Genomic DNA, 25,351 nt, shown 5'->3' with positions numbered 1-25,351 from the left:
GCACGATAGGGCGGTCACTGGCCCCTGGCTAATAGTTTTTCCCCTACCTCATCAATCGCNTTATCTATGAGAGACAAGGATTTTTCTGAATCCATTTTCCGCCCGATTAATTCACGCACCACCATAATCGTGAAATCAGACGCTTTCGAGCGAACTTCTTCTAGGACCTTAGCCTCAGCATGGCGCAGATTTCTCTCTGCTTGAGCCTCCTTTTGGGCAAGTTGATCCGTCAACCTCTCCTCAGCCAATGAAACCAGAGAGTCACTTTCCTCCCTAGCCCGTTTAAGCATGCTAGCAATTTCTTCCTCCAAGCCCCGATGATCACGCTGGTACTCGGAAAGAAGGCTTTGCGCATCTTCCCGCAATCTTGCCGCTTCTTCAAGCTCTGCACGGATGCGCCGCCCTCGTTCATCTAAACTAGCTGTGATAAAGCCCCAGGCCTTTTTTGATACCAAGCCAACAAAGATTATAAATGCCACCAACACCCAGGTTTCAGGATTCTCCACGACATGACCCATTGGTTATCTCCCCTCAGAAGCAGCTTGGATAGCTTGACTGACTTCGTCAGGGGATACCTCAAACCCAATGAGTTTGCNGAAAGCAAGAGGTNCCAATTCCCCCACCGTCTTCCGAACCTCTGCCTCAGCGGCTACCCCTAACTCACTTAACCTTTTCTCACTCACTAAAGCTTGTTCATTGAGACGCCTATCCAGCGCATCCAAACGCTGCTGAGCCTCAATCTTTAGCTTTTCACGAGCCTCAGAGATTATATTCTCCGCTTGAAGAGTGGCATCGCGCATAGCTGACTCATATTCTGCCAACGCCACNGCCGCTTCATTTCGGAGCCTCTCAGCAGACTCTATGTCATGATCTAACTTTCTTTGCCTATTCTCCAGGATTTCAGAAACTCTCGGCAAGACAAGTCTCGACATCATAAAATACAAGCAACCAAAGCACAGAATTAGCCAGATAACCTGTGGAACGTAATCCGCGAACTCCATCTGGGGCATGGCCCTTACCTTTCGCTATCTGGAATTAAGTTACTAGCAGGGGCTATCCAAACAGGATGAGAAATGCCATTACCAACGCATACAATGCAACGGCCTCGGTTAAAGCAAAACCCAAAAGCACGTTGCCAAACATCCTCGGTGCGGCCGCAGGATTTCTAATCCCTCCAGCTACGTATTGTCCAAAAATAGTACCGATCCCAACTCCAGCNCCAGCTACACCGATGGTAGCAAGGCCGGCACCAATAAGTTTTGCAGCTTCTACATCCATAAGATTAAAACCCCCTTTAAATTAGTAGTATAAGAATCCAAGGTCACGTCATACTAATGATGCAAATGAATAGCATCATTTATATACAAACACGTTAGTACGGCGAACACATAAGCTTGTAAAAATGCTATCAATGTTTCCAGAGCATATAACAAAATTATAAAGATTAGAGGAGCTATCCCCAACAGGCCAAGGGCAACCACAAAGCCAGCGAAGACCTTTAACATTGTGTGGCCAGCCATCATATTAGCAGCCAGACGCACAGAAAGGCTTATAGGCCTCGAAAGGTAAGAAACTAATTCAATAGGCACCAATAGCGGCGCCAACAATATCGGTACCCCGGGAGGTAAAAAAAGGCTGAAGAACTTAAGCCCATGCCGGACTAACCCCAATATCGTGACCCCAACAAAAATTGCACCTGCAAACACGAACGTCACGATGATATGGCTGGTTACAGTAAAGCTATAGGGAACAAGCCCCAATACATTGCAAAATAGTATAAACATAAAAAGGCTGAATACGAGAGGAAAAAACGGCCTGCCCTCCGTGCCAATATTATCACGGACACTTTTTGCAATCAGTTCATATGATAATTCCACCATAGATTGCCATCGAGTAGGCACTAACGCGTGGCGCCGGGTCCCCACCAAGACGAAGGACATAATGCACACTACTGCCAACACCATCATTGCGGACGAATTGGTAAATGAAAAGTCTACCCCCGCAATATCTAGTTCAATAAAACGCTTTATAGCAAATTGTTCTAGAGGGCTATGTCCTGCAGCCACTAAATACTCTCCCTATCATGTCTAACTAGTTAGCCTGCATTTATCCGCTGTCCTGTCCTAAATGCATTCAAAATACCTGCAACAAATCCAACAAACAGAAATACCAACAACCCCCAAGGGTTTGTTCCCAACCAAGTATCCAATAACCAACCTATCCCGCCCCCCACTAACAGGGCTGCCACCATCTCCGTAGCAAGCCGAAATGCATACCCCATTCCTGCAGACGATCCTTTTGCAAGTTCGACGCCTTTGCGCGTTGTTTTCACACGTTCTAACTTCTTATCCAGGTCCTCCAACGAAGCCACTTGATCATTCCTGCTCATCAAATTTCCATACCTTGGGAATAGCTATCAACGCATGCCAAAGCGGCGCCACAATAAGTGGTGCCAAAAATCCTGTCAAGTGAACCAATAAAATTCATAAAACATTGTTTTACCGGATAAAATCACTCCGCTGCCTCAAGGTTCCCCACGACCTGCAGGTCCACGGACACAAGTTGCGATACCCCACTCTCACCCATTGTCACACCATAAAGCCGATCCATTTTCGCCATAGTTAAACGATGGTGAGTAATTACTAGAAAGCGGGTCTTTCCATGACTAGCAATTTCTTCAACCAATTGACAAAACCGCTCCACATTAGCGTCATCTAATGGTGCATCGACCTCATCCAGTACACAGATCGGCGCGGGNTTTGTGAGAAAAACTGCAAAAAGCAGTGACAAAGCCGCCAATGCCTTCTCACCCCCCGACATCAAGGACAAAGCCTGGAGTCGTTTGCCAGGCGGACTAGCCATAATCTCCAACCCCGCCTCAAGTGGGTCGTCGCTTCCAATCAAGGATAACCGTGCCCTGCCTCCCCCAAACAAGCGCACAAATAATTTCTCAAAATGACCATTCACTTGTTCGAAGGCCTCTAACAACCTCTCACGACCCTCCCTATTAAGGGAGGCAATGCCCGAACGCAATTTCGCAACAGCCTGCAGAAGTTCCACCTTTTCGCCATCTAANGTTTCCACCTGCGCNGAAAGCTCAGTCGCCTCCTCATCGGCTCGCAAATTCACAGCACCCATGTTTTCACGTTCCCGAAGCAACCTTTCCATCTGCTTCTCCAGAGCTAATAACTGAGGTAACTGCTCCGCAGAAGACANCTCNGCTATCCCCAGCAGTTCTCCCGGACTCCCGCCCAGACGCTCCCTGATTTGCTGCTCCTCAACTGACCTCAATGCGATAGCCTGCTCGCGCTTTCCTTCTATTCGGGCCTTTGCCTCTCTGCAATTAGCTAATACGGCAGTCGCATTTTTAAAATCTTCGTCGACCCTGCGGAGTTTATTTTCTGCTTCAGACAATTCTTCAGCCGCCTCAAGGCGCCCACGTTCAGCCATAGCTACTTGGTCAACAAGCGCCGTCTTTTTGGACTCCAGTTCATTTGGCCGTAATCGGCCACCTTCGATAAGCTTCTCAACTTCCGCTTCTCGCAAAATTAGCGCCTCTATCTGGTGCTCGGCTCCGGCCCCACGGCCCTTCCACAGGGAAGCCTCCTCGGCCACTGCACTCAGCCGCTCAGCCCTTACCTCTTGAGTGCGCAACACCTGCTCCTGATTACGCAGTTCTACCTCCAAATGATTTCTTGNTAGGGCCAGAGCAGCCTTCTCTTCTTCGAGGGTTTCTGCAGCAGTGGCCTGATCTGGCAGTTGCAACAATTCACCATGCACCACCCCTTTTTCAATTTCCACGTCACTCAGAGCTTCTTCGATTTGGCCCATGGTATTTTGGAGGATTTGGAGGCGGGCAGAATCCTCTGCGAGAGCTTCAGAACGCTCTGCTAAGTGCTGACTAGCACGTGCAACGGCACTTTCTTGAGCTTGAACGCTGCTTTGTGCATTTTCCTCAGCCTCTTGCAAAAGGTCCAATTGGGATTCCTTCTCCCTAAGACCAGTCTCCAAGCCCAATTGGATAACCTTCGCCTCTTCCAACTCCGCTTCCCCAATACCTATTTCCGACCTTAAAGTGGCAATTCTGCGTAGTTGGCTATAGCGCTGCCCTAATGAGGNAAGTGCACTTGCCTNTCGCTTAAATCCGTCCCACCTCCAGAAATCACCCTTACAAGTTACCAATCGCTGTCCCTGATAGAGGCTTGGCCACAGAGCATCTCCATGGTTCCGATCTTCAACCACACCAATTTGTAGCAATCGCCGTTTTAGTGCAGCGGGGCTCCGAACAAAATCCGATAACGCTTTAACTCCACTCGGAAGATTGGGCCCGTCGCCCTCTAGTAACAACCACGTCATAGAGGAACCTGGCTCTGTGGAAGCAGCAAGGTCTGCACCCAGCGCCGCACTGACTGCGCGCTCATATCCGGGGTCAACTTGAATTTGGCTCACCATAGAATGGTCCCTACTAGAACCAGAACCTTGCACACCTCCCCCCCCCATCACCTTCTCGAGAGTAGCCAGTTCAGCTCTTAGGCGATCTACCCTAAGGACTAGTTGGTGCAAGTCCTCACCGGCCATATGAACCATACGCCTTTCATCCACAAGGTCGTCATTGAACGTTTTGCGTNGGGCGGACGCCGCGCGAAATGATTCTCGGAGGCCCTCGGAGCGATCCTGCATTAGCTTAAGTTGTTCACGCTCTTTGCCCAAGCCAGAGCCTTCTTGCCGCACACTTATAGAGTCCTTCTCCAATACCAAAGACTCTTTTTTACTAATTAACTCCTTAGCCTTGGTGTTCAGCTTATGCAACCTTTGTTCCAAATTGGAGTGTGCCATTCTACCTGCTGCCAATTGCTCCGTGAGCGCCGCCACCATAGCCTCTTTTTCGCCGGCCAGNTTCCGGCACCTCTCAACGGCTTCTGCAGCTTTATCCGGCAAATCACTTTCTTCTTCGGCTTTAGCTCGAAGCTCGTCTGCCTCCAGAGTCAATTCCGCCAAACGAGTTGCCGAATCTCCGTGAAGCAACCTTTCTCGTTCTTTATCCGCCCGAACCATCTCCAATTGATTGGTCAGCCCCTCAATTTCGCGTTTAACTCTCTCTACCTCATCATCTATTCGTTCCATCTCCGCCGTGAGTTTATGCACTATAGAAGCAGCCTCAGATTCGTTTTTCCGCAGTTGTGGAAGCGCAGAGGCCGCGTTGCTCTGGGCCGTTGTAGCCCGAGCAGTATCTGCCTCACAAGTTAGGAGTTCCCTCTCAACTGATCCAAGCTCCCTGGAAGCCGCATCAACATCTGAATCCGCTGTAGCCCAACGACTATAAAGCAACATAGCCTCAGCTTTTCTGATCCGCCCACTTAAACTCTTATATCTGGAGGCTTGGCGGGCCTGACGCTTTAAGGCTTGTAACTGGTTTCCTAGGGCCACCAAAAGATCATCTAGACGTTCAACATTTCCTTCTGCCGCCTTCAATCTCAGTTCTGCCTCATGTCGACGAGAGTGAAGGCCAGTTATTCCAGCAGCCTCCTCTAATAAATGGCGACGCTGACTAGGTTTTGCATTGATGACCGCCCCAACTTGCCCTTGGCTTACGATTGCTGTAGATCGCGCGCCGGAAGACGCGTCAGCAAAAAGCAATTGTTGGTCNCGGGCTCTGACCTCTTTTTCATTAATTCGAAAAGATGACCCGGCCCCCCGTTCGATGTGGCGGGAAACACGAATCGCACTACCATTATTATAAGGTGCAGGCGCATCACGATCCCTATTTTCTAGTAATAACTCTACTGAAGCACTATGTCTTGCGGAACGAGAAGCCGTCCCCGCAAAAATAACATCATCCATCTCCGATCCGCGGATTTGCTTCGCTGAGTTTTCACCCATAACCCAACGGAGAGCCTCGACCAAATTTGACTTGCCGCAACCATTTGGTCCCACAATACCGGTTACGCCAGGGGAAATAGACAATTCGGTGGGGTCAACAAAGGACTTGAAACCGTTTAGTTTGAGACGTGAAAATTGCACTCTGATATGCCCCAGTCGGCTTGGCCAGCTATCTCCTCAAGACGGAGACATAGCACTATATACTGTGCCACCTTGTCATACCAGCACTATATACAGGCTCCTCAACAGTTGGCCACCCAGGCTAGTCTAGTGCCCTACTCCTTCGATCAATTCTCGCAAACGATCCTCGCTTGGCACGCCGATTATAAGCTCGTCCCCCACCAGAAAACTAGGAGTTGATTCAATGTTATAAGTATTTTGGGACTCCAACCGAGATTGAATTATTCTCTCTGCCAATGCCTCATCCTGCAAACAATTTAATAATTTCTCTTGGCCCATCCCTGAGACCCTTGCTAGCTTTACCAAGTGTTCCTCAACTGGCTGCGAGAAGGCCCACTTCTCCTGATTCTTAAACAAGAGACTAAGATAGGCAAAGTATTTACTTGGCTCCGCGCAATGCGCCACCATTGAGCCCAACAAAGCTGCTCGATTCAGGGGAAAATCACGAAATATAAATCTTACTTCGCCAGTATCAATGTAGGTCTTTTTCAACCAATCGAATCGAGTTTTATGAAATTCCGCGCAATGTGGGCAACTAAGAGAAGCAAACTCAATAATGGTAACCCTTGCACCGGGATCACCCAGCACTTTTTCATCAGTCACCTCCGCCCTTNACCCAGNCAAAGAAGTCGCAAAAATCAGCGCCGCCGCCAACAATATTCTACTTAACATACTCTCACCAATATATGAGTTTCTAAAAACATTGACCTTACCTATACATTGCTAGGTTTTATCTCTCGGGATGGGACCTTGCCTCAAAGATATCCGACCGACCGCTTTGTGCCCGAAATGGGTCGCAATTCGCTCCAATAATTGAGGTTCTATGTGCTGAAACTCGAGAGCAAATGATCCCTCGACCCTCACAGTCAATACACCTGCTTTTGAAATTTTTTCTGGACAACTCCTAGATGCCATTTCTTTTCCAACAATGTCCGCCCAATTAGTCAAAATTGAGGCCTGATAAAAGCCCCGGTCCCGAAATGCCTCCCGAGTAATTTTCGGCAGTAGATGAGCCAAACGCACTTTACCCCGAGGCATAATACTCCTATTGAGTAAGATAAAAATTTAGGCTCAAAGTAACACAAAACCCATCAAAAAGGCTCACAAATTTAGATATTCGACAATGGTTAGTAACCTTAAGCCCTTATCAAAAAAAAATGCTGAAGTATTATTGGAATGGTACGACGTGAACCGACGCCAATTTCCTTGGCGAACTGCACCAGACCACCTACCCAACCTCTACCATGTGTGGCTNAGCGAAATAATGCTGCAACAAACCCGAGCCGCATCAGTAGTTCCCTATTTTAATAAGTTCATACACCAATGGCCAACACTAGACACTTTAGCCAAAGCCCCGAGAGAACAAATACTTCATTCCTGGGCAGGGCTTGGATACTACGCTCGAGCACGTAATTTACATGCCTGCGCACGGGCTCTCGTGGACCATCACAATGGCAATTTTCCATGTACCNCCAAGGAACTGAGATCCCTTCCTGGTGTAGGGCCTTATACCGCTTCTGCTATATTAGCTATTGGCTTTAATATTCCAACGACAGTTATAGATGCAAATGTTGAGAGGATATTAGCTCGGTTACTCACGATAGAAACGCCCTTACCTCGAGCAAAGAAAACAATAGCACAGGCCGCCCTTAAGATCTTTCCCAAAGAAAGGCCCGGCGACTTTGCCCAGGCGATGATGGACCTAGGTGCACAAATTTGCACCCCGAAGAAACCCGTCTGCACCCAATGCCCTTGGTCGACGGGGTGCAAAGCGCATACATCAGGAACCCCAAGTCGTTGGCCAATCAAAAAGCCAAACCCTAAAAAAGCAACGCGATTTGGAGTGGTCTTTGCAGTCCGTCATCCAAATGGAGCCGTACTACTCCAAAAACGCCCCGACCACGGCCTACTGGGGGGCATGACCGAAGTCATCACCTCCGAGTGGTTTCAAAGGCCCATCGCGCCGAATGAAATCACATCTTATGCCCCAATCTCTAATGCACGATGGTCTCCACTTAACGCAAAAATCCACCATACTTTCAGCCATTTCAAATTGATACTCGACGTCTACACCACTAAGAGCAGCAGCCAACCCATCGGAACATTTTGGTGCGCAGTGGAGGATCTAAATTCTCAACCATTCCCAAGCTTAATGCGAAAAGTTGTCCTGCTGATTACCTCAACACCTAAGGAATAAAAACATTTTAGCCTGTCCCCAATGAAACTAGCTCAGCCCTTACCTTTTGTCTCAAGATATCTATAGGCACTAGTTGGCCAGCGTCTTCATAAAACCAGAATGTCCAGCCATTGCAACTAGGGGAACCCTGCAAGGATGCTGCAACACCATGGATAGAACCTGTCACACCACCTGCCACGAGCGACCCATCAGCACGAATTCGTGCAGTCAAACGGCGGCTATGATCATAGAGAATAGCCCCGGGTACGAGCAGACCTCGTTCAACTAAATTACCAAACGGCACACGCCGCTGCGTGCGTTTGGAGGGAGTAGTCTCGATATCATCGCCACGTCTCGGTTCAACCTTAATTAATCGTTCTCGAGCCATTAGCGAGTATTTCGAATCCTGCTCAATCCCAATGTATCTTCTTCCAAGCTCCTTAGCGACAGCACCTGTAGTGCCCGTCCCAAAAAAAGGATCAAGCACAAGATCTCCGGGATTGCTAGTCCCCAGTATCAATCGATAAAGCAAAGCCTCTGGCTTTTGAGTTGGATGAGCGGTTTCATCACCATTGCGCAGGCGCTCATGACCAGAACAGATAGGAAGCGACCAATCCGAACGCATTTGCAGGTCTTCGTTAANCATCTTCAATGCCTGATAATTAAATGTGTAGCCCTTATTATCTTTGGATTTTACACACCAAATGAGGGTCTCATGGGCGTTAGCAAAGCGTCTCCCACGGAAATTCGGCATGGGATTTGTCTTACGCCAAATAACATCATTAAGTATCCAAAACCCCAGATCTTGTAAAATGGATCCTATTCGAAAGATATTGTGATAACTCCCAATCACCCAGAGCGACCCACTTTCAGACAGCAATCGTTGTGCAGCGATCAACCACGAGCGTGTAAACTCATCATAGTCTGCGAAATCCGAGAATTTGTCCCACTCCTCAGACACTCCTACTACTTTTGTATGGTTTGGCCGCTTAAGTTCCCCTTGTAACTGAAGATTGTAAGGAGGGTCAGCAAAAATTAAGTCCGCCGAACCAGTTGCCATCTGGTCCATCAATGCCACGCAGTTGCCTGTCAACACCTTTCCAAAAGGCTGATCATCAAAAATGCGGTCCGGGCTCATACAAAGGCTTCCCTCTTTATGACTCAATGGCTTACTACAAGATGCTAGAGATGAATCTGGAAAATCCACGTACTAACCTGAATCATATCCCTTATTTGGGTACAGAAGCAAGTGATGCCGAAGCCAAAAGTTAGCCACATTTAATATTGACGCAGNACCTCGGCAACCGGACGAAAGCTCCTCCGATGCTCGGGGGTAATGCCGGCACTCCTAATTTCTTCAAGATGTCGAGCNGTACCGTAACCCATATTACTCTCCCATCCATACCCAGGATACTGCAAGGCTAATCTCGCCATAATTCCATCCCGTTCCACTTTTGCCACAATAGAAGCTGCCGCTATGGATATGGACAAACGATCCCCCCCTATCACAAAGCGTGACAGACAGTCCAGATCGGGGACTTTATTGCCATCTATCAGAGCCACGTCAGGCTCCAAACCCAAATTAGAAACGGCTTGTCCCATGGCCAGAAGAGAGGCATTAAGAATGTTCACCCTGTCCACCTCCTGTGCCGACACACTAGCTACGCCAACCGAAGCAGCAGACCCTATAATCTCCGAGTACAAACACCTACGTTTCCCCGGCGCCAATAGCTTAGAATCCTTAATGCCCTTAGGAACGTTGTTTCTATCCAAAATGACAGCAGCAGCCAGGACTGGGCCACATAAGGCCCCCCTTCCGACCTCATCAACGCCACAAACCAAGCCATTATAACCATCTTCAATACAAAAGTCTGGAAGTTTCAACATCAACCCTATATTCCACGCAAAAGCATTAAGTCTTTCCTAGTAGCGACTTAGAAATAAGCAGCGTATAGTGTCGCCAGCCTTACACTCTTCAGGGGCTGCAAGTTTTACCATCTGAATAATCTTTGCCATGCCGCCCAAACTATAATGGAACCCGAAGCGCCTCAGGTAAACCTGCATAATCGCCATTTTGAACTGGAGCGTTCCATAACACACTCTAGAATTCCCCTTCCAAACCTATCAGTAATTATACCTACTCTGAATGAAACATCCCAATTAGACCAGTGCTTAAAACCACTGAGTGGACTAGTCGGGGAGATCATCATCGCAGACGGCGGATCTTCAGACGGCACGATCCACATCGCAAAAAGCCATGGCTGCNAATTCATAGTCGCGCCCCGTGGCCGGGGACAACAGTTAAGAGCGGGAGCAGCAGTAGCAACCAAACCTTGGTTTCTTTTTCTACATGCTGACACAATTCTAGATGACCGCTGGAGCCAAACTGTTTCACANTTTATCATGGTCTCACAAAACCGAAGAAAAGCAGCCGCCTTCCAATATCAAAACGACTTGACCGGCCTATCAGCCTGGCTTCTAGAAAAGCTTGTAATGGTCAGAAGCAATCTTGGCCTGGTATATGGCGACCAAGGAATGCTCATTGAAAGCAGTTACTATACCCAATTGGGAGGATATAGAGAGCTGGAGATTATGGAGGATATCAACTTCTGTCAACGAATTGGTCGCCGCAACATTGTAGTTCTTAGAGCTTTTGCGCTAACCTCAGGTCGGCGTTACAAGCGAACGGGAGTTCTTCTAAGAGCCGTTAGAAACATGATGTGTTTGTGCCTGTACTTCATAGGCGTNCCAATAGAAACCATAAAAAGACTNTACGAAACAGGCCCAAGTTGACCCTTCAAAAACAGCTATTTATCCTCACAAAAATACCACTTCTAGGCACTAGTAAAACGCGCCTAGNAGCAGACATTGGCCCAATTGAAGCTTTGCGTTTTTCCCGAATCGTGACACAAAAACTATACCGCCGCTTGAGTGCCGACAAACGTTGGCTGTGCCACCTGGCACTTACACCCGACACATTAGCCAACACAACTAGGGTCTGGCCAGGATATTTTCAGCGCGTGTTACAAGGACGAGGCGAACTCGGAGAACGCATGGAGAAAGTATCACGCAATAAAAAGGTTGGGCCTTTGGTAATTATTGGAGGAGATATTCCAAGTATAAATGCACAACACATTCAATCAGCATTTAAGGCTTTAGGAAACTCCAACTTTGTAATTGGACCGGCCAAAGATGGAGGTTTCTGGCTTATAGGGATGAAGAGACGGCCGACCAATTTTATGCCGTTCAAAAATGTACAGTGGTCAACAAACGAGACGCTTGGCCAAACGCTAAGCAACATCAGACATAGTATGACTGTGAAATTCCTGGAAGAGCTAGAAGACGTAGATGATGGGCCTTCCTGGGAACGCTGGAGGAACACTGCTGACAAAAAATACTACTAACTGGGAGAGCAGACTTAAACTTCAGTAAGTCGCGGCATCAACTCCACAAAATTACATGGCCTATAACGATTATCAAGTTGATGGACAAGTATCCCATCCCACGCATCCTTGCAAGCGNTGGGCGAACCAGGAACTAAGAAAAGGTAAGTACCGCGGACGACCCCAGCCGTAGCACGAGATTGAATCGTCGATGTTCCAATTTTATCAAACGAAAGCATTCGGAAAAGCTCCCCGAAACCTTGAATATGCTTATCATAAAGCCTCTCGAACGCCTCTGGGCTGACATCTCTGCCTGTCAAACCAGTTCCACCCGTGGCTATCACCGCATCAACCTGAGGGTCATCTATCCAAGAAACCAGCTGTGCGTTAATATCACCCACGCTATCCGGCACTATATTTCGAGCATAAAGTTTGTGCCCCGCATCTTTTATCCGACCGACCAGAACCTCCCCTGATCGGTCATCAGCTTTTGTGCGGGTATCAGAAATTGTTAATATCGCAATCTGCACAGGCAAAAACGGCCTTTTCTCATCAATCCCTGGCAACGCGCCGTACTCCTACATCCTCCCGACCATGAACATACTTGGGCCATTCACCGGACGCGAGAGCATCAAAGTGTCCCCAGTCCCTGCCGAAACGATGTCCATAAATTGCAAAGTTAGTCAAAACTCGACTGAGAAATTTCCTAGTCTCGGGTGAGGGAACACTCTCCAGAAACAGCAATGGGTCTGAACGAAAATCCACATGCTGAACCCATTTTTTCACCTTGCTAGGCCCGGTGTTATAAGCTGCCAGCGCAAAGAGAAGATTTCCATCAAACTGTTCACCGCCAAGCAAATGCTGCAAATAACTCTGGCCAAGCTCCAAATTTAACCCTGGCTCAAAAAGCTTATCCGCATGGTTCCTATTAGTGTGATACTTGTAATCACCATCAATGAAAGTGGCCGTTCTCGGCATTAGCTGCATTAACCCTCGGGCTCCGCGGCGACTTTTTGCTCTTTCATCAAAAATCGATTCCTGCCTTATAAGTGCTAACAGAAGCGGCTGGTCAATGGAAAACTCATCGTTTCTTGTGTGCCACATCGGTATTGGATAGAGGGCGGATTCATACTGTGAGAGATCCCTGCCAGCCAACAATCCAGCTATTCGTATCTGCAAAGCCGGTAGGTCTAACGCAACCGCTATCCGCAACAATGCGGACCGGAGTGCTTCGGGCGCCTGCGGAAAGTAAACGCGTAGTTCCTGCTCTGCCAATCTATCTTGGCCAATTTGTTTGAGAGCTATGGCACGCTTCACATGCTCCATAACAATGAGGCCATCCAGATCGTAAGAGTAGAGACTAATAGCCTCCCAATGAAAAGGAGGAACCTGGCCCAGCACCCTCAACGCAAGCAACCCATACAACGTGTAGGAGAAGTCTGCAGCTCGGCCAAAATAACTCTTAGCTAAAGACTTGTTTCCCAAGGCCTCGTGGGCACGCGCCGCCCAAAACGCTCCGGCGGCTCTGAGCGCCTCGCTACCCGACTCATTGGCCGCCACATTTTGAAAGGCCTGCACAGCATAAGCCACTTCCCCAAGGCGCCACGACGCCAATCCAGCTATCCAATATGCATCTGGAACATAGTGCCGAGAACGTTGAGCCGCNCTGTCCGCCATACTTAAAGCACGTTCATCCTTTCCATAGGAGTAGAAGCCTCTGCCAATATTAGCCTTCAATCGATCTATCTCAGCTTCGGTCATCCAAGATTGGGCAGCAACTGATCGCTCAAGTAGCTCTGTGGCCCTTGTTGGCATACCCCTGCTTATTAGGGTAGCTATTTCAGCCTCTAATTCAGAAATCACAACACGCTGCTTCGCCTCAAGAGCTCTCCGTGGCAGCGGCGGTATCGGTGACGGAGTACCCGCCCCTACACCATGCAAATACCTGCGATCCGGCTCAATTGGACTGGAACTACCCCCAGGCTTACGTTTCATAGCCAGCCGATAGATCCTATGCGATCCTGGTTGATCGATATAATCCTCGAGCCAAGTTGCTAATTCCATAAACTTGGATCGATATGCTGTTGGATGCATGTATCGCTGGAATCTCACGTGCCCCAACAAAATATCATCCACTAACTCGCCAATAAGATGGTCAGCCTCCGACCACGCCCCTTGATCCTGAAGCTCAAAAATTTTTCTATATCTCGAAATGTCCGAATCGGATAATATAGTCGGTAAATTGCTGGTCTCGTAAAGACCTGCTGGCTCATAGGAGAGTGCTGCTAAACGCANCGCCCCTGGCTTCTGGGAATTACCGCCCACTTCCCCAGACATCGCTAGATCCGAGGCGATTTCCTGGCGAGCAGCCACTACAATAGACCCAGGATTAATCTCGGTTGAAACCGCCACAAAATGGCTGTCACCAAAGGGTTGAGAGGACACACCAGATTGAGAACACGGAGCCCAAGCAAGCATCAGAGTAAAAGCTAAACCCAAAGTGGAATATTTAGACAACATCACTACCCTCAGAATTCGCGCTCTCGTATAAGCCAGTTTTACGTTTTCCGCAATGCGCCCAGCGTGGACAACAACTATGCGCCTGACCACATTCTATTGAATACCTACATATAGTATCAATATAGTCAGGTTCTGCACCAAATATTGGNAGGTAGTCACAAAATGTTCAAAAACTTAAACGCTTAATTTTGAGATCTTATTAGCTGGTTCCCGTCAACTGGTTTAGGCGCTCTCGGATTGCAATAAGATCATTCCAAGCCTCACGCTTATTTTGGGGNTGCCTCAAAAGAAAAGCAGGGTGAAAAATACACGTGGTGGCAANTGAAATTTTGGGAGCAACCAACTCATATTCATACCATCGGCCTCGCAACCGAGTAATACCTTCAGACTGCCGTAAGAGAGTTTTAGCAGAAATGCTCCCAACCAAGACCAAAATACGAGGCCGAATCAACGCTATGTGTCGTTCCACCAAAGGCAGACATTGCTGAATTTCCTCATTAGTAGGATTCCTATTACCTGGTGGCCGCCAGAACAACAAGTTAGTAATATATACGGAAGTTCTGTCCAACTCTATTGCAGCCAACATACGATCCAACAACTGTCCCGCTGCCCCAACAAATGGAAGGCCAGACCGATCTTCTTCGGCGCCCGGAGCCTCTCCCACAAGCATCACATCGGCTTCTGGATTACCATCCGCAAAGACTGTTTTGGTCGCTGTCCTCCTTAAGCCACATAGCTCAAAATTCTCCACCATTTCCTTTAATTGGCTTAGGCTACGTATATTCTCAAACTCGGCCCTTTGCTCAGACGACACAAAATCTTGCCTCCCGCTTTCCACTAGCGCCGGGGATTGAGAATTATCATGGATGCTGCGGGAAACAGCGCCCCGGCCCGGCCAACCAGGCATCCTGCCAAGCCTATTTATTGCGCAATTCGACACTCCCTCGTCCGCACCCATCTCTACTAACCAACGCAGGGAGCCCAGATTATCTGGAGGTCTCTCGACCAAATCAACCCCGCATAAAAGTGTTAATTGTCATACTAACTATACCTGGCTATAGGGCACTGGCTTTCCACTTTTGTCCGTAACAAGCTTCCCACCCTCCTCTTGTGTCGCCATATAACGGCCGTGGCCCACGTGAGAACCCACATATAGAACGGGCTTGACCTTCTTCCCGTCAAACATCTTTTCCTGCTGCTGCCGGTTCCGCCGGCTTGGATTATTCTTACTCGCCATAGTATTGCCTGCTCCTGTATGGTTGCTCCGCATCCCTAATTCTTGCCGAGAATATACACCAAAACTGGAGGTAGATGGGATACAAATGTTAGCATTAAAATTTCTGTGTATTTTACCAGTTCGACTATTGGACACCCAATACCTAAATGAATAATATGCACTAATGAATTACCTAAAAGACAAACTAGGCATCGTGGGGCTAATACGATCCTGGATAGGACGCAGCGTTTCAATCCTTACAACCATGGTACTCTTGGGTTGTGCCTCCCAAGACGGGGTTACTCAAAAACCTAAAAGTAACGCCCCTACTAGTGTAGGCGGTATACAAACAATGCCACAGTCTGCCCTGGGCGGTTACTTAGCGGGAAACCACGCTCGCCGCATCTTTGACCCAGAAGCCGCCGCTGAGTTCTTCAACCGAACAGTCAGATCGGATCCCGACAATCCAGAACTTCTACATCAGCTGTTGGTCGCACAGGTTGCACTAGGCAACCTGGAGGAAGCACTGGATGTCGCGCGCCACCTGAAAGACCGGAGTGGACCTGAGCCACTGGCACTGCTGGTGTTAGCTGCTGGTAAAGTGAAAACTAATAGTTTTTCTGAAGCTGGGCAGATCCTTGAGGCCTTTCCGGAAACAAGATTTTACCCTTTCATTAAATCACTCCTTTCGGCTTGGACAACGGCAGGGGAAGGCAACTTAGCCTTAGCACTAGATACACTAAACTTCCTTAACTCTTCGCCTAACTTTGCTCCTACCCACGACTACCATGCAGCCTTGATAAGTAACCTTCTTGGTAAAGAAAAACAGGCCACGTCCTTCTTTACCAAAGCGCTCAGCAACACAAGGCAACCCTCTCTTCGCTCCTTATTAGCAGCAGGAGCTTTTTACGAACTTCACAGTGACGCCGAGGTGGCACGACAGCTCTATAAATCTTTTCCGAAAACCGGCTCCGAAGATATGGTGCTTCAACATGCTTTATCTCGTCTTGAGAGTGGAAGATTGGGCAAAGAATTAGTAATCACTGCGTCTCAAGGCTTTGCCGAGGCACTGTTTGAAATTTCCGCCTCCTTATTCCGTGAACGGGCGTACGAGCCCGCACTAATATACTGTCAAACAGCTCTCTTCCTTCACCCGGATCTAGACGCCGCCCGAGTGCAACTTGCAGACATATATGTAGCAATTGGTAATCACTCGCTAGCAGTGTCGACTTTTCAGACAATACCAACTACCTCCCCCTACTCGTGGTCCGCAAGAATTCGCATGGCTAACTCCCTAGAAGAAACTGGCCGCACCAAAGAGGCGCGCTCTGAACTGCGCAAATTAGCCACGATAGAACTTGGAAGGATTGAACCCTTGTTGGCGCTTGCAGATATTTTACGGCGTCGGGAACAGTATAATGATGCAATAGCCGTTTATGATGAGGCGATTTCCCGGATAGACCCTATTGAAACGAGGCATTGGAGTATTTTTTATGCTCGTGGAATATCCCTAGAAAGAAGTAATGATTGGGAGCGGGCGGAAATAGATTTTTTACAGGCTCTTCGACTTCAGCCGGATCAGCCACTCGTTCTGAATTACTTGGGTTACTCATGGGTGGAACAAGGGACGAAACTTGTAGAAGCAAAATCTATGATCCAACGGGCTGTGGAACAGCGACCAAATGATGGATACATTGTGGATAGCCTCGGGTGGGTTTTGTATCGACTAGAAGAATTTGAAGCCGCCTTGGTCCATCTGGAACGGGCGGTAGAGCTTCGTCCAGATGACCCAGTCATAAATGACCATTACGGCGACGCGCTCTGGGCTATTGGCCGTCACTCTGAAGCCAAGTTCCAATGGTTACGGGCCTTATCATTGGATCCCGAAAAAAATCTAAAGGAGTCAGTGCAAAAGAAACTCAAACGACCCAACCCTAAGAAGCCCCTCAACACTACTAGCAACTCTTGATTTGAAGTTGGGCAATACAGATGCTATTCGGCGGCCCGCCCACGCCAAACTTAACCTCTTCTTGCATGTCCAAGAAGCGCGCAAGGATGGATTTCACAATCTTGAAAGTTTGGTAGCCTTCGCAGAACTCCATGACATGATTTCCATCGAAAGAGCAGATCGTTTAGAACTCGTACGCACCGGGCCTTTCGCAAAAAAGATAGATGCAAAACCAGAGCAAGATCTAGTCATTCGCGCCGCACTAGCCCTAGGAACATTCGCAGGCATAGAGCCAAAGGTAAGAATTTCCCTTACTAAAAACATACCCGTGTCAGCTGGATTGGGTGGCGGGTCGTCTGACGCCGCCGCCACCATTACGTTGCTATCTCAATATTGGGGCATTTCGAGCGATCAGACAGATATAATGAGGCTAGCTCTGAGTATAGGGGCCGATGTTCCAGTCTGTATGCATGGAAGAGAGGCCCTCATTAGAGGAGTTGGAGATACAATAATCCAGGCTTCCTTACCCAACGAAAAGCTTGCGGTGGTCCTCGTGAAACCAAAAGAAAATCTTGCTACCAATTCAGTCTTTGAGGCTTTTACAGGCCCATTCGTCAAGAACCGCAGCCAGCGCCTCAAATTCACGAAGACTGGATCCTTGGCAGCTTATTTGTCTAGGAAGACAAACTCCTTAACTCTCCCTGCCGAAATCTTGTGCTCAGATATCAAGACCGCGTTGACATGTTTAAGAGAAAGCCAAGGTTGCTATTTGTCACGCCTATCGGGGAGCGGCCCAACGTGTTTTGGGCTCTTCCTAAATCACAAAATGGCGCACACATCTGCATCGCAAATCGCACAGGCCCACCCTAATTGGTGGGTAACGGAGACTTTTATTAAAGGAAAGAAGGGAAAACACTAGTCGCCGCGCGGAACACTAGGACGAGTTGCAATAAAACCAGCAACACACAGCATAACCAAACCAGCACTACCCCAAACCATCCATTTTGCTGAAAGAAAAATTAATATAACCCAACTTACAGACATTACCGATATAGCCGCAATCTTCGCTCTCCTTGGGATTACTCCGTGCTGCTTCCAATTCTGCAAAAACGCACCAAATACATGATGGGTGTACAACCAGGAGCGAAGGCGCTCAGAGCTTTGAGAAAAAGCCCAGAGAGCAATTAATAGAAATATAGTAGTTGGAATTCCCGGGACAACCACTCCCACGGCCCCAAACCCCACATTTAGCCACCCGAATCCAATTAGAAGAAACTTCACCAGAGGCTTATCGTGGAGACCATTTCGGGCTGCTAAGACCCTCTTTGAGACATCTTGTTGGTCACGATTGGTTAACATTGTACTCACGAAACCCCCCAACTTTCTGCAATATAATAAATGGGGGAACTATTGCACAAGAGCAGTCTTTTATAATAAGTCCTTATTTGGTCTTTTCTTAAGCAATTAATCCATTTAAGTAATAACGAGTGATCAGTTTTAGACCTCAGAAAAAGATAACTTTAAGCGGATAGNCCTCAGACCAAAAATAAACACACATATCTAAGATTAATCTTTCAAGAATGAATGTCATATTCACACGAACAACACAGTAACCCTAAAACTGACCTCGAAATCTCTCGGGATGCCAACTGCATGCCCATTACAGAGTTAGCCTCTTCCAAATTAAAACTGTCCCCAAGCCAACTGATAAATTTTGGTGAAAACAAGGCTAAAATCAAATTGGATGCCAGAATAATTAAAGAACAAAAAACATCAGGAAAGTTAATTTTGGTAACCGCCATAACCCCCACTCCAGCAGGAGAAGGAAAAACAACAACTACAGTTGGACTCGGTGACGCTTTACAGCAAATAGGAGTGCGAACAGCTATTTGTCTGCGGGAACCCAGCCTCGGCCCATGCTTTGGCATGAAAGGCGGAGCGGCAGGAGGTGGATACGCACAGGTAATTCCAATGGAAGATATAAANCTTCACTTTACGGGCGACTTTCACGCCATCGGTGCCGCAAATAATCTCCTAGCCGCCATGGTAGATAACCATATTTATTGGGGCAACCAAAAACAACTTGACACGCGGCGTCTCACTTGGCGCCGCGTGGTGGATATGAATGATCGCGCACTCCGGGAAATCGTACTTGGTCTCGGAGCAGTTTCTAATGGGTTTTCCCACTCAGGAAACTTTGATATCACCGTAGCAAGTGAAGTCATGGCTATTCTTTGCCTCTCGGAAAACCTAAAGGAATTGGACAATCGTCTTGGTCAAATAATCGTTGGTTCAGACCTGAAGAAGAANTTTGTCAAGGCCTCGGATCTAAATGCCAATGGCGCAATGACAGCTCTCCTAAAAGATGCTTTTCTCCCAAATCTGGTCCAATCGCTGGAAGCGACACCGGCTCTAGTTCACGGGGGACCTTTTGCAAATATAGCCCACGGATGCAACTCGGTGATAGCCACCAAGACAGCCCTCAAACTTGCAGATTATGTTGTCACAGAAGCCGGTTTTGGCGCTGACCTAGGGGCTGAAAAATTCTTCAATATTAAGTGCCGTCAAGCCGGCTTAGAGCCAGATTGCGCCGTGGTAGTAGCTACCATTCGAGCCTTGAAAATGCATGGTGGCGTTGACCGCGATGACCTGTGGAAGGAGAATATTAACGCTCTGAAACACGGCTGTGAAAATTTAGCTAGACATGTAAATAATATTAGAAAATTTGATGTCCCTGTTATCATAGCCTTAAACCGCTTTACCTCAGACACCCAAAAAGAGATTGCATCCCTTAAGGACTACTGCTCCTCTATTGGGGCAGAGATCTCTGAATGTGATCACTGGGCAACTGGCGGCGAGGGAGCGATCTCTCTTGCCGAGAAAGTCGTCTCTATCATAGACAACAAACCAAGAAAATTCCAACTCTTGTATGATGATCATGAACTGTTAAAAAANAAGATAGAGATAATCGCAACACAAATTTATGGCGCTGATTCTGTTACCATTAATCCCTCTGCGGACAGAAAGTTGAATGAGTTACAGAACCAAGAATTCGGTTCACTACCAATTTGTGTGGCGAAAACACCGTACAGCTTTTCTATCGACCCCAAGATAAAAGGGGCGCCTGCTGGGCACGACTTAAAAATAACAGATATAAGATTGGCAGCAGGGGCCGGATTCATAGTTGCCGTTTGTGGGGAAATCATGACAATGCCGGGGCTGCCATCACGTCCAGCCGCGGCAGACATCCACCTAGACAAGGATGGTCGGATCACCGGGCTATTCTAAACAAACTAAATCAGTTTACCTTCCGTGATACTCGCGAAACCAGGAAACAAATAGTGGCAACCCTTCCTCAATTGTGACCCTAGGTGCAAAGGATAAATCTTTTCGCGCCGCTGTAATATCTGCGTAAGTCTCGGCCACATCCCCAGGTTGCATGGGCAACATCTCAACCAAGGCCTTACGGTCTAGTGCCATCTCCAACAACTCAACAAATTTCGTTAGCGGTTCCGGGTTATTGTTGCCCAGATTATATAACTTGTGTGGCGGGCAATTTTTTCCNCCGTTACTAGACACGGGAGGTCGATCCAAGGCAGCAATTACCCCTGAAACGATNTCATCAATATAAGTAAAGTCTCTCCTCATNTTTCCATNATTNAACAATTTTATTGGNNTTCCTNCCAGGATNGCCTCAGCAAANAGATAAGCAGCCATGTCNGGCCTNCCCCANGGCCCATAAACTGTAAAAAACCTTAAGCCTGTTGCCGGAATTCCATAAAGATGGCTGTAACAATAGCCCATCAATTCATCCGCTCGTTTGGTAGCAGCATACAATGAAATGGGGTTATCAACTGGATCATCAGTTGAAAAAGGAAGTTTGGTATTGCCGCCATAGACAGAACTTGAACTTGCATATACTAGATGCTCAAATGGTTCATGACGCCTGCACTGCTCCAAGACAACAATTTGACCGACAAGATTCGATTGAACATATGCCATTGGATTTTCGATGGAATATCTTACCCCAGCTTGAGCCGCTAAATGCACAACCCTATGGATGGGACCATATCGTTCAAAGACCGAAGCTAAGTCAACTTCTCTTGATATGTCCAGCTGTTCGAAGTGAAAAGAAGGATTACTCTCTAGCCGGCTCAGCCGGGCCTGCTTTAACGCCACATCGTAATAATTGTTTAGATTATCCAACCCAACTACCCGCTCTCCCCTGGAAACTAGCGACAGGGAAACATGATGGCCTATAAAGCCAGCTGCACCAGTAACGACAGTGGTCATAATATTTCACCAATAACCGCTATTGCAGTCCCAAAGATAGTCACACGAACACTCAAAATCTTAGCCCTCCTTGCCCCAAGCTCTTTTCTTCCTTTCGCATAAGGGTCCAATCGTGTGTTAAAACCCCAAACGCTTCAGACAATAGGGCTTATTAACTATGAAAAACACCCACAATTTGATTAAATAGGGCATCATAATCGTTGATTATCGCGGACGTCGAATCTTTTTGGTGAGGGAGTGTAGGCACTATGAACATGGCACAAGCAACGCTTGATGATAAGTACACCGCTGAATCTGGAAGGGTATACCTGACGGGGACCCAGGCTTTGGTGCGCCTACCTATGCTGCAAAAACAGCGGGACAAAATTTCCGGCCTGAAGACCGGGTGCTTCATTTCTGGGTACAGGGGCTCGCCCCTTGGGGCATACGACATGGCACTCTGGCAAGCTCGAGCCTTCTTATCAAATAATGATATTAAGTTTCAGCCAGGTGTAAATGAAGATCTGGCAGCCACTGCTGTATGGGGGACCCAGCAAATAAACTTGCTGGAGAAGACAGAATTTGATGGTGTATTCGGCATTTGGTATGGTAAGGGGCCTGGCGTAGACCGCTGTGGCGACGCCTTCAAGCACGCCAACGCTGCGGGGACTTCACCTCACGGGGGAGTGCTTGCCCTAATGGGTGACGATCACACTGCAAAGTCATCGACACTCGCTCACCAGAGCGAATATGCAATGATGGACGCCATGATCCCGGTGCTTAGCCCGGCGGGAGTGCAAGAATTTCTTGACCTAGGTCTACACGGATTTGCCATGTCCCGCTTCTCTGGGTGCTGGACCGGCTTCAAATGTGTCACAACTACAGTTGACTCATCAGCTTCAGTTTATGTCGATCCCGATCGACTTACCACTGTCCTACCTAAGGACGCAATCCTTCCGGCCGATGGCCTCAATATTCGTTGGCCGGACCCCCAACTGGATCAAGAGGAGAGACTACACAAATACAAGTTGGCAGCAGCACAAGCCTACGCGAGAGCCAACAAAATTGATAAGATAGTGATGCAGGGAGATAACGATACTTTAGGGATTGTCGCTGCAGGAAAGTCCTACCTCGATACCCGCCAGGCTTTATCGGACTTGGATTTAGATGAAACGGACCTCAAAAGACTGGGAGTTCGTTTGTATAAACCAGCACTCGTATGGCCTCTCGAAAAAGAAGGTTTGTTGGAATTTGCCGCTGGCTTGGACACGATAATTGTGGTGGAAGAAAAACGAGGTCTTATAGAAGACCAGATAAAGGAAATTTTATTTAATGAAGAGAACCGACCGGCTCTCGTCATTGGTAAAAACGATGAAACAGGGGAGACATTATTCCCTTCTACCTATCAACTTACGTCAGAGGGAATTGGCTTAGCATTGGCGGCAAGGATTGGAGGTTTGGGAGATAAGGAAAAGCTCCGCAGCCAGGCTGAGCTATTACGTGATAGAACTACCCCATCCTCGGACAGCGCCCAAATACTGCGAACCCCTTATTTCTGCTCTGGGTGTCCCCATAATACGTCAACCAAAGTGCCTGAAGGAAGCAGGGGCTTAAGCGGGATTGGTTGCCATTTTATGGTTCAGAAAATGAACCGAAACACGGATACCTACACTCACATGGGGGCTGAAGGCGTGACATGGATTGGGCAAGCGCCCTTCAATGGGAACCAACATGTGTTTGTCAATATAGGTGATGGCACCTACTACCACTCAGGATTCCTTGCAATTCGGGCTGCAGTGGCCTCAGGCGCTAATATGACTTACAAAGTTTTGTTTAATGATGCCGTAGCCATGACTGGTGGCCAGCCAGTCGACGGTAAAATCAACGTCGAAGACATAACATTCCAATTCTATGGCGAGGGAATCCGCCGAATTGCCATTGTTAGCGACGAACCCGAAAAATACACGATTGGATCAAGTTTCGCTCCCGGCACAACCATTCATCATCGCGACAACTTAGATGAAGTCCAGAAAGAACTTCGTGAGTGGCAGGGGGNCTCTACCCTAATTTATGATCAGACCTGTGCNAGCGAAAAAAGGCGGCGGAGAAAACGGGGCACAATGATTGACCCTCCAAAACGCGCCTTTATCAATGAAGCAGTATGTGAGGGATGCGGCGATTGTTCTACAGCATCAAATTGCGTTTCAGTAGAACCTCTTGAAACAGAGTTCGGACGGAAGCGAGTAATCAATCAATCGACTTGCAATAAAGACCTCTCTTGCGTTAAAGGCTTTTGNCCGAGTTTCGTAACTATAAACGGGGGAGGACTNCGCAAGCCGAATACGTCAACTGCTAGCACAACGTCTGATCCACTTGTCGGCAAGCTTCCGAACCCTGAGTTGCCTCTCTTAAATCGGCCCTCCAAAATTCTTGTGACAGGCATTGGAGGTACTGGGGTCGTCACGGTGGGAGCATTGCTTGGAATGGCTGCCCATCTGGAAGGAAAAGGATGTTCTGTTCTCGACATTATGGGTGCTGCACAAAAAGGAGGGGCGGTTGTAAGCCATATAAAAATTGCTAATCAACCTGAAGAATTGCACTCGGTTGAGCTTGGGGCCGGCAGCGCAGACCTTCTACTTGGATGTGATCTAGTTGTCTCTGCTAGCCCCGAGGCTCTTGCAAAAGTTCGGCGTGGTGAAACTCGGGCGATCATTAATTCACATAANACACCTGTTGCAGGGTTCATTCATNACCCCAANCTAGATTTCCAATCTTNANCAAACCAGAAANCAATCANGAAAGCGTCGGGAGANAAAAACAGNCACTTNCTTGAAGCNACCAANATAGCTACTGCATTGTTTGGCGATTCAATAGCAACCAATGTTTTTATGCTGGGGAACGCCTATCAACGAGGGTTGATTCCTGTTTCCGCTGAGGCCATTGAGCGGGCAATTGAACTCAATGGCGTCGCAGTGGAAATGAACAAAAGTGCGTTTGCCTGGGGCCGATTGGCGGCACACGACCTAGAATCGGCAGAGGCTGCCGCGGCGGAGCGTTCAACACAAGGCCCTGTTCAAGAGCTTTCAGAAACTCTTGAGCAAATCATTGGTCACCGTGAAAAGTTTCTTCAAAAATATCAGAATCGTGCATATGCTAGCCGCTATACAGAGCTTGTACGATATATACAAAAATTGGAAGAAAATGCTACCCCAGGGAAAACCTTCCTTGTTAAAGCCGTGGCAAAATATGCATTCAAACTAATGGCCTACAAGGATGAGTACGAAGTAGCTCGGTTACATTCAGACCCAGAATTCCGGGATAAAATACGGAAGACATTTGAGGGGGAGTACAAACTGACTTTTCATTTAGCCCCACCCCTCTTTGCTCCCAAAGATCCTAATAGCGGTAAACTTAAGAAAATGTCGTTTGGCCCCTGGGTTCTCACTGTATTTGGACTGTTAGCCAAGTTGAAATTTGTTCGTGGGTCGGCATTGGATATATTTGGTTATACTGAAGAGCGCAGGCTGGAACGGAAAATGATTAACGAATACTTTGACACTATAAAGGATGTTGCCGCAAAACTTGACCACGAGAACTACGAACTTGCAGTGCAGATTGCCGAAATTCCAGAAAAAATTCGTGGATTTGGCCATGTTAAAGAGAAAAGTGTACGCGAGGCAAAAGAACGAGAAACAAAACTTCTGGAATCCTTCCATAACCCGGAAACCCGGCCCGTGGCAGCGGAATAGAGAATACCTATCTTGGGGCTCTTGCCT

General features: G+C 47.8%; 23 protein-coding genes. 7 read left to right on the top strand and 16 right to left on the bottom strand.

Annotated features, from left to right (window positions below):
• Positions 1 to 14: 14 nt before the first annotated feature.
• The 8 genes from CMM32_05905 to CMM32_05870 form a co-directional block, all read right to left on the bottom strand.
• Positions 15 to 518 (bottom strand): ATP F0F1 synthase subunit B, encoded by a 504-nt coding sequence (locus CMM32_05905; protein ID MBT06435.1) that lies wholly within the window; start codon positions 516 to 518, stop codon positions 15 to 17.
• Between the two features lie 3 nt (positions 519 to 521).
• Positions 522 to 1,010: a hypothetical protein gene (locus tag CMM32_05900; GenBank protein MBT06434.1), complete on the bottom strand. Its 489-nt coding sequence runs from the start codon at positions 1,008 to 1,010 to the stop codon at positions 522 to 524.
• A 43-nt stretch (positions 1,011 to 1,053) separates the two neighbouring features.
• The gene (locus CMM32_05895; protein ID MBT06433.1) at positions 1,054 to 1,278 is read right to left on the bottom strand and encodes an ATP F0F1 synthase subunit C; all 225 of its coding nucleotides are present in this window, start codon (positions 1,276 to 1,278) and stop codon (positions 1,054 to 1,056) included.
• A gap of 53 nt (positions 1,279 to 1,331) precedes the next feature.
• Positions 1,332 to 2,066, bottom strand: coding sequence for a F0F1 ATP synthase subunit A (locus CMM32_05890; protein MBT06432.1), 735 nt, complete (start codon positions 2,064 to 2,066; stop codon positions 1,332 to 1,334).
• 29 nt (positions 2,067 to 2,095) lie between these two features.
• On the bottom strand, positions 2,096 to 2,389 hold the full coding sequence (locus CMM32_05885; protein ID MBT06431.1) for a hypothetical protein: 294 nt from the start codon (positions 2,387 to 2,389) through the stop codon (positions 2,096 to 2,098).
• A 122-nt stretch (positions 2,390 to 2,511) separates the two neighbouring features.
• Positions 2,512 to 6,036: a chromosome segregation protein SMC gene (gene smc, locus CMM32_05880; protein ID MBT06430.1), complete on the bottom strand. Its 3,525-nt coding sequence runs from the start codon at positions 6,034 to 6,036 to the stop codon at positions 2,512 to 2,514.
• A 111-nt stretch (positions 6,037 to 6,147) separates the two neighbouring features.
• Positions 6,148 to 6,732 (bottom strand): disulfide bond formation protein DsbA, encoded by a 585-nt coding sequence (locus tag CMM32_05875; protein MBT06429.1) that lies wholly within the window; start codon positions 6,730 to 6,732, stop codon positions 6,148 to 6,150.
• 51 nt (positions 6,733 to 6,783) lie between these two features.
• The gene (locus tag CMM32_05870; protein ID MBT06428.1) at positions 6,784 to 7,098 is read right to left on the bottom strand and encodes a hypothetical protein; all 315 of its coding nucleotides are present in this window, start codon (positions 7,096 to 7,098) and stop codon (positions 6,784 to 6,786) included.
• A gap of 85 nt (positions 7,099 to 7,183) precedes the next feature.
• On the opposite strand from CMM32_05870, the gene mutY reads away from it, so the two are divergent.
• Positions 7,184 to 8,257, top strand: a complete 1,074-nt coding sequence (gene mutY, locus CMM32_05865) for an A/G-specific adenine glycosylase (GenBank protein MBT06427.1) — start codon at positions 7,184 to 7,186, stop codon at positions 8,255 to 8,257.
• 7 nt (positions 8,258 to 8,264) lie between these two features.
• Here the strand turns inward: mutY and CMM32_05860 are convergent, their stop codons facing one another.
• Together CMM32_05860 and CMM32_05855 are read right to left on the bottom strand one after the other, a co-directional pair.
• Positions 8,265 to 9,374, bottom strand: a complete 1,110-nt coding sequence (locus CMM32_05860; protein MBT06426.1) for a modification methylase — start codon at positions 9,372 to 9,374, stop codon at positions 8,265 to 8,267.
• Positions 9,375 to 9,514: 140 nt separating this feature from the next.
• Entirely contained in the window at positions 9,515 to 10,123 is a 609-nt protein-coding gene (locus CMM32_05855) for a ribonuclease HII (GenBank protein ID MBT06425.1), read from the bottom strand.
• 144 nt (positions 10,124 to 10,267) lie between these two features.
• On the opposite strand from CMM32_05855, the gene CMM32_05850 reads away from it, so the two are divergent.
• Together CMM32_05850 and CMM32_05845 are read left to right on the top strand one after the other, a co-directional pair.
• Positions 10,268 to 11,029: a glycosyl transferase family 2 gene (locus CMM32_05850; GenBank protein ID MBT06424.1), complete on the top strand. Its 762-nt coding sequence runs from the start codon at positions 10,268 to 10,270 to the stop codon at positions 11,027 to 11,029.
• Positions 10,957 to 11,640 (top strand): hypothetical protein, encoded by a 684-nt coding sequence (locus CMM32_05845; GenBank protein MBT06423.1) that lies wholly within the window; start codon positions 10,957 to 10,959, stop codon positions 11,638 to 11,640. The genes CMM32_05850 and CMM32_05845 overlap by 73 nt, the downstream gene beginning before the upstream one ends.
• A 14-nt stretch (positions 11,641 to 11,654) precedes the next feature.
• Here CMM32_05845 and moaB read toward each other — a convergent pair whose 3' ends face one another.
• From moaB to CMM32_05825, 4 genes are all read right to left on the bottom strand, one after another.
• Positions 11,655 to 12,185, bottom strand: coding sequence for a molybdenum cofactor biosynthesis protein B (gene moaB, locus CMM32_05840; GenBank protein ID MBT06422.1), 531 nt, complete (start codon positions 12,183 to 12,185; stop codon positions 11,655 to 11,657).
• Positions 12,172 to 14,229 carry a transglycosylase gene (locus CMM32_05835; GenBank protein ID MBT06421.1) on the bottom strand — a complete coding sequence of 686 codons (2,058 nt, stop codon included), beginning with the start codon at positions 14,227 to 14,229 and terminating at the stop codon, positions 12,172 to 12,174. The genes moaB and CMM32_05835 overlap by 14 nt, the downstream gene beginning before the upstream one ends.
• Positions 14,230 to 14,338: 109 nt before the next feature.
• On the bottom strand, positions 14,339 to 15,097 hold the full coding sequence (locus tag CMM32_05830; protein ID MBT06420.1) for a uracil-DNA glycosylase: 759 nt from the start codon (positions 15,095 to 15,097) through the stop codon (positions 14,339 to 14,341).
• A gap of 87 nt (positions 15,098 to 15,184) precedes the next feature.
• Positions 15,185 to 15,376, bottom strand: coding sequence for a hypothetical protein (locus CMM32_05825; protein ID MBT06419.1), 192 nt, complete (start codon positions 15,374 to 15,376; stop codon positions 15,185 to 15,187).
• A gap of 163 nt (positions 15,377 to 15,539) precedes the next feature.
• On the opposite strand from CMM32_05825, the gene CMM32_05820 reads away from it, so the two are divergent.
• Entirely contained in the window at positions 15,540 to 17,324 is a 1,785-nt protein-coding gene (locus CMM32_05820) for a hypothetical protein (GenBank protein MBT06418.1), read from the top strand.
• Position 17,325: 1 nt separating this feature from the next.
• Complete coding sequence (locus CMM32_05815) at positions 17,326 to 18,222, top strand: 4-(cytidine 5'-diphospho)-2-C-methyl-D-erythritol kinase (protein MBT06417.1); 897 nt, start codon at positions 17,326 to 17,328, stop codon at positions 18,220 to 18,222.
• Here the strand turns inward: CMM32_05815 and CMM32_05810 are convergent.
• Positions 18,219 to 18,662 (bottom strand): hypothetical protein, encoded by a 444-nt coding sequence (locus CMM32_05810; protein MBT06416.1) that lies wholly within the window; start codon positions 18,660 to 18,662, stop codon positions 18,219 to 18,221. The two genes, CMM32_05815 and CMM32_05810, sit on opposite strands and share 4 nt — an antisense overlap.
• Positions 18,663 to 18,887: 225 nt before the next feature.
• On the opposite strand from CMM32_05810, the gene CMM32_05805 reads away from it, so the two are divergent.
• Complete coding sequence (locus CMM32_05805; protein MBT06415.1) at positions 18,888 to 20,591, top strand: formate--tetrahydrofolate ligase; 1,704 nt, start codon at positions 18,888 to 18,890, stop codon at positions 20,589 to 20,591.
• A 15-nt stretch (positions 20,592 to 20,606) separates the two neighbouring features.
• Here the strand turns inward: CMM32_05805 and CMM32_05800 are convergent, their stop codons facing one another.
• Complete coding sequence (locus CMM32_05800) at positions 20,607 to 21,599, bottom strand: protein CapI (GenBank protein MBT06414.1); 993 nt, start codon at positions 21,597 to 21,599, stop codon at positions 20,607 to 20,609.
• 245 nt (positions 21,600 to 21,844) lie between these two features.
• Between CMM32_05800 and CMM32_05795 the strand changes: the two genes are divergently transcribed.
• A complete protein-coding gene (locus CMM32_05795) occupies positions 21,845 to 25,324 on the top strand; it encodes an indolepyruvate ferredoxin oxidoreductase (GenBank protein MBT06413.1) in 3,480 nt (1,159 codons plus the stop codon).
• Positions 25,325 to 25,351 lie beyond the last annotated feature (27 nt).

It is taken from the genome of Rhodospirillaceae bacterium (assembly GCA_002728255.1).
Classification (GTDB): Bacteria; Pseudomonadota; Alphaproteobacteria; order UBA7887; family UBA7887.
This window is presented reverse-complemented; position numbering and strand designations above follow the sequence as displayed.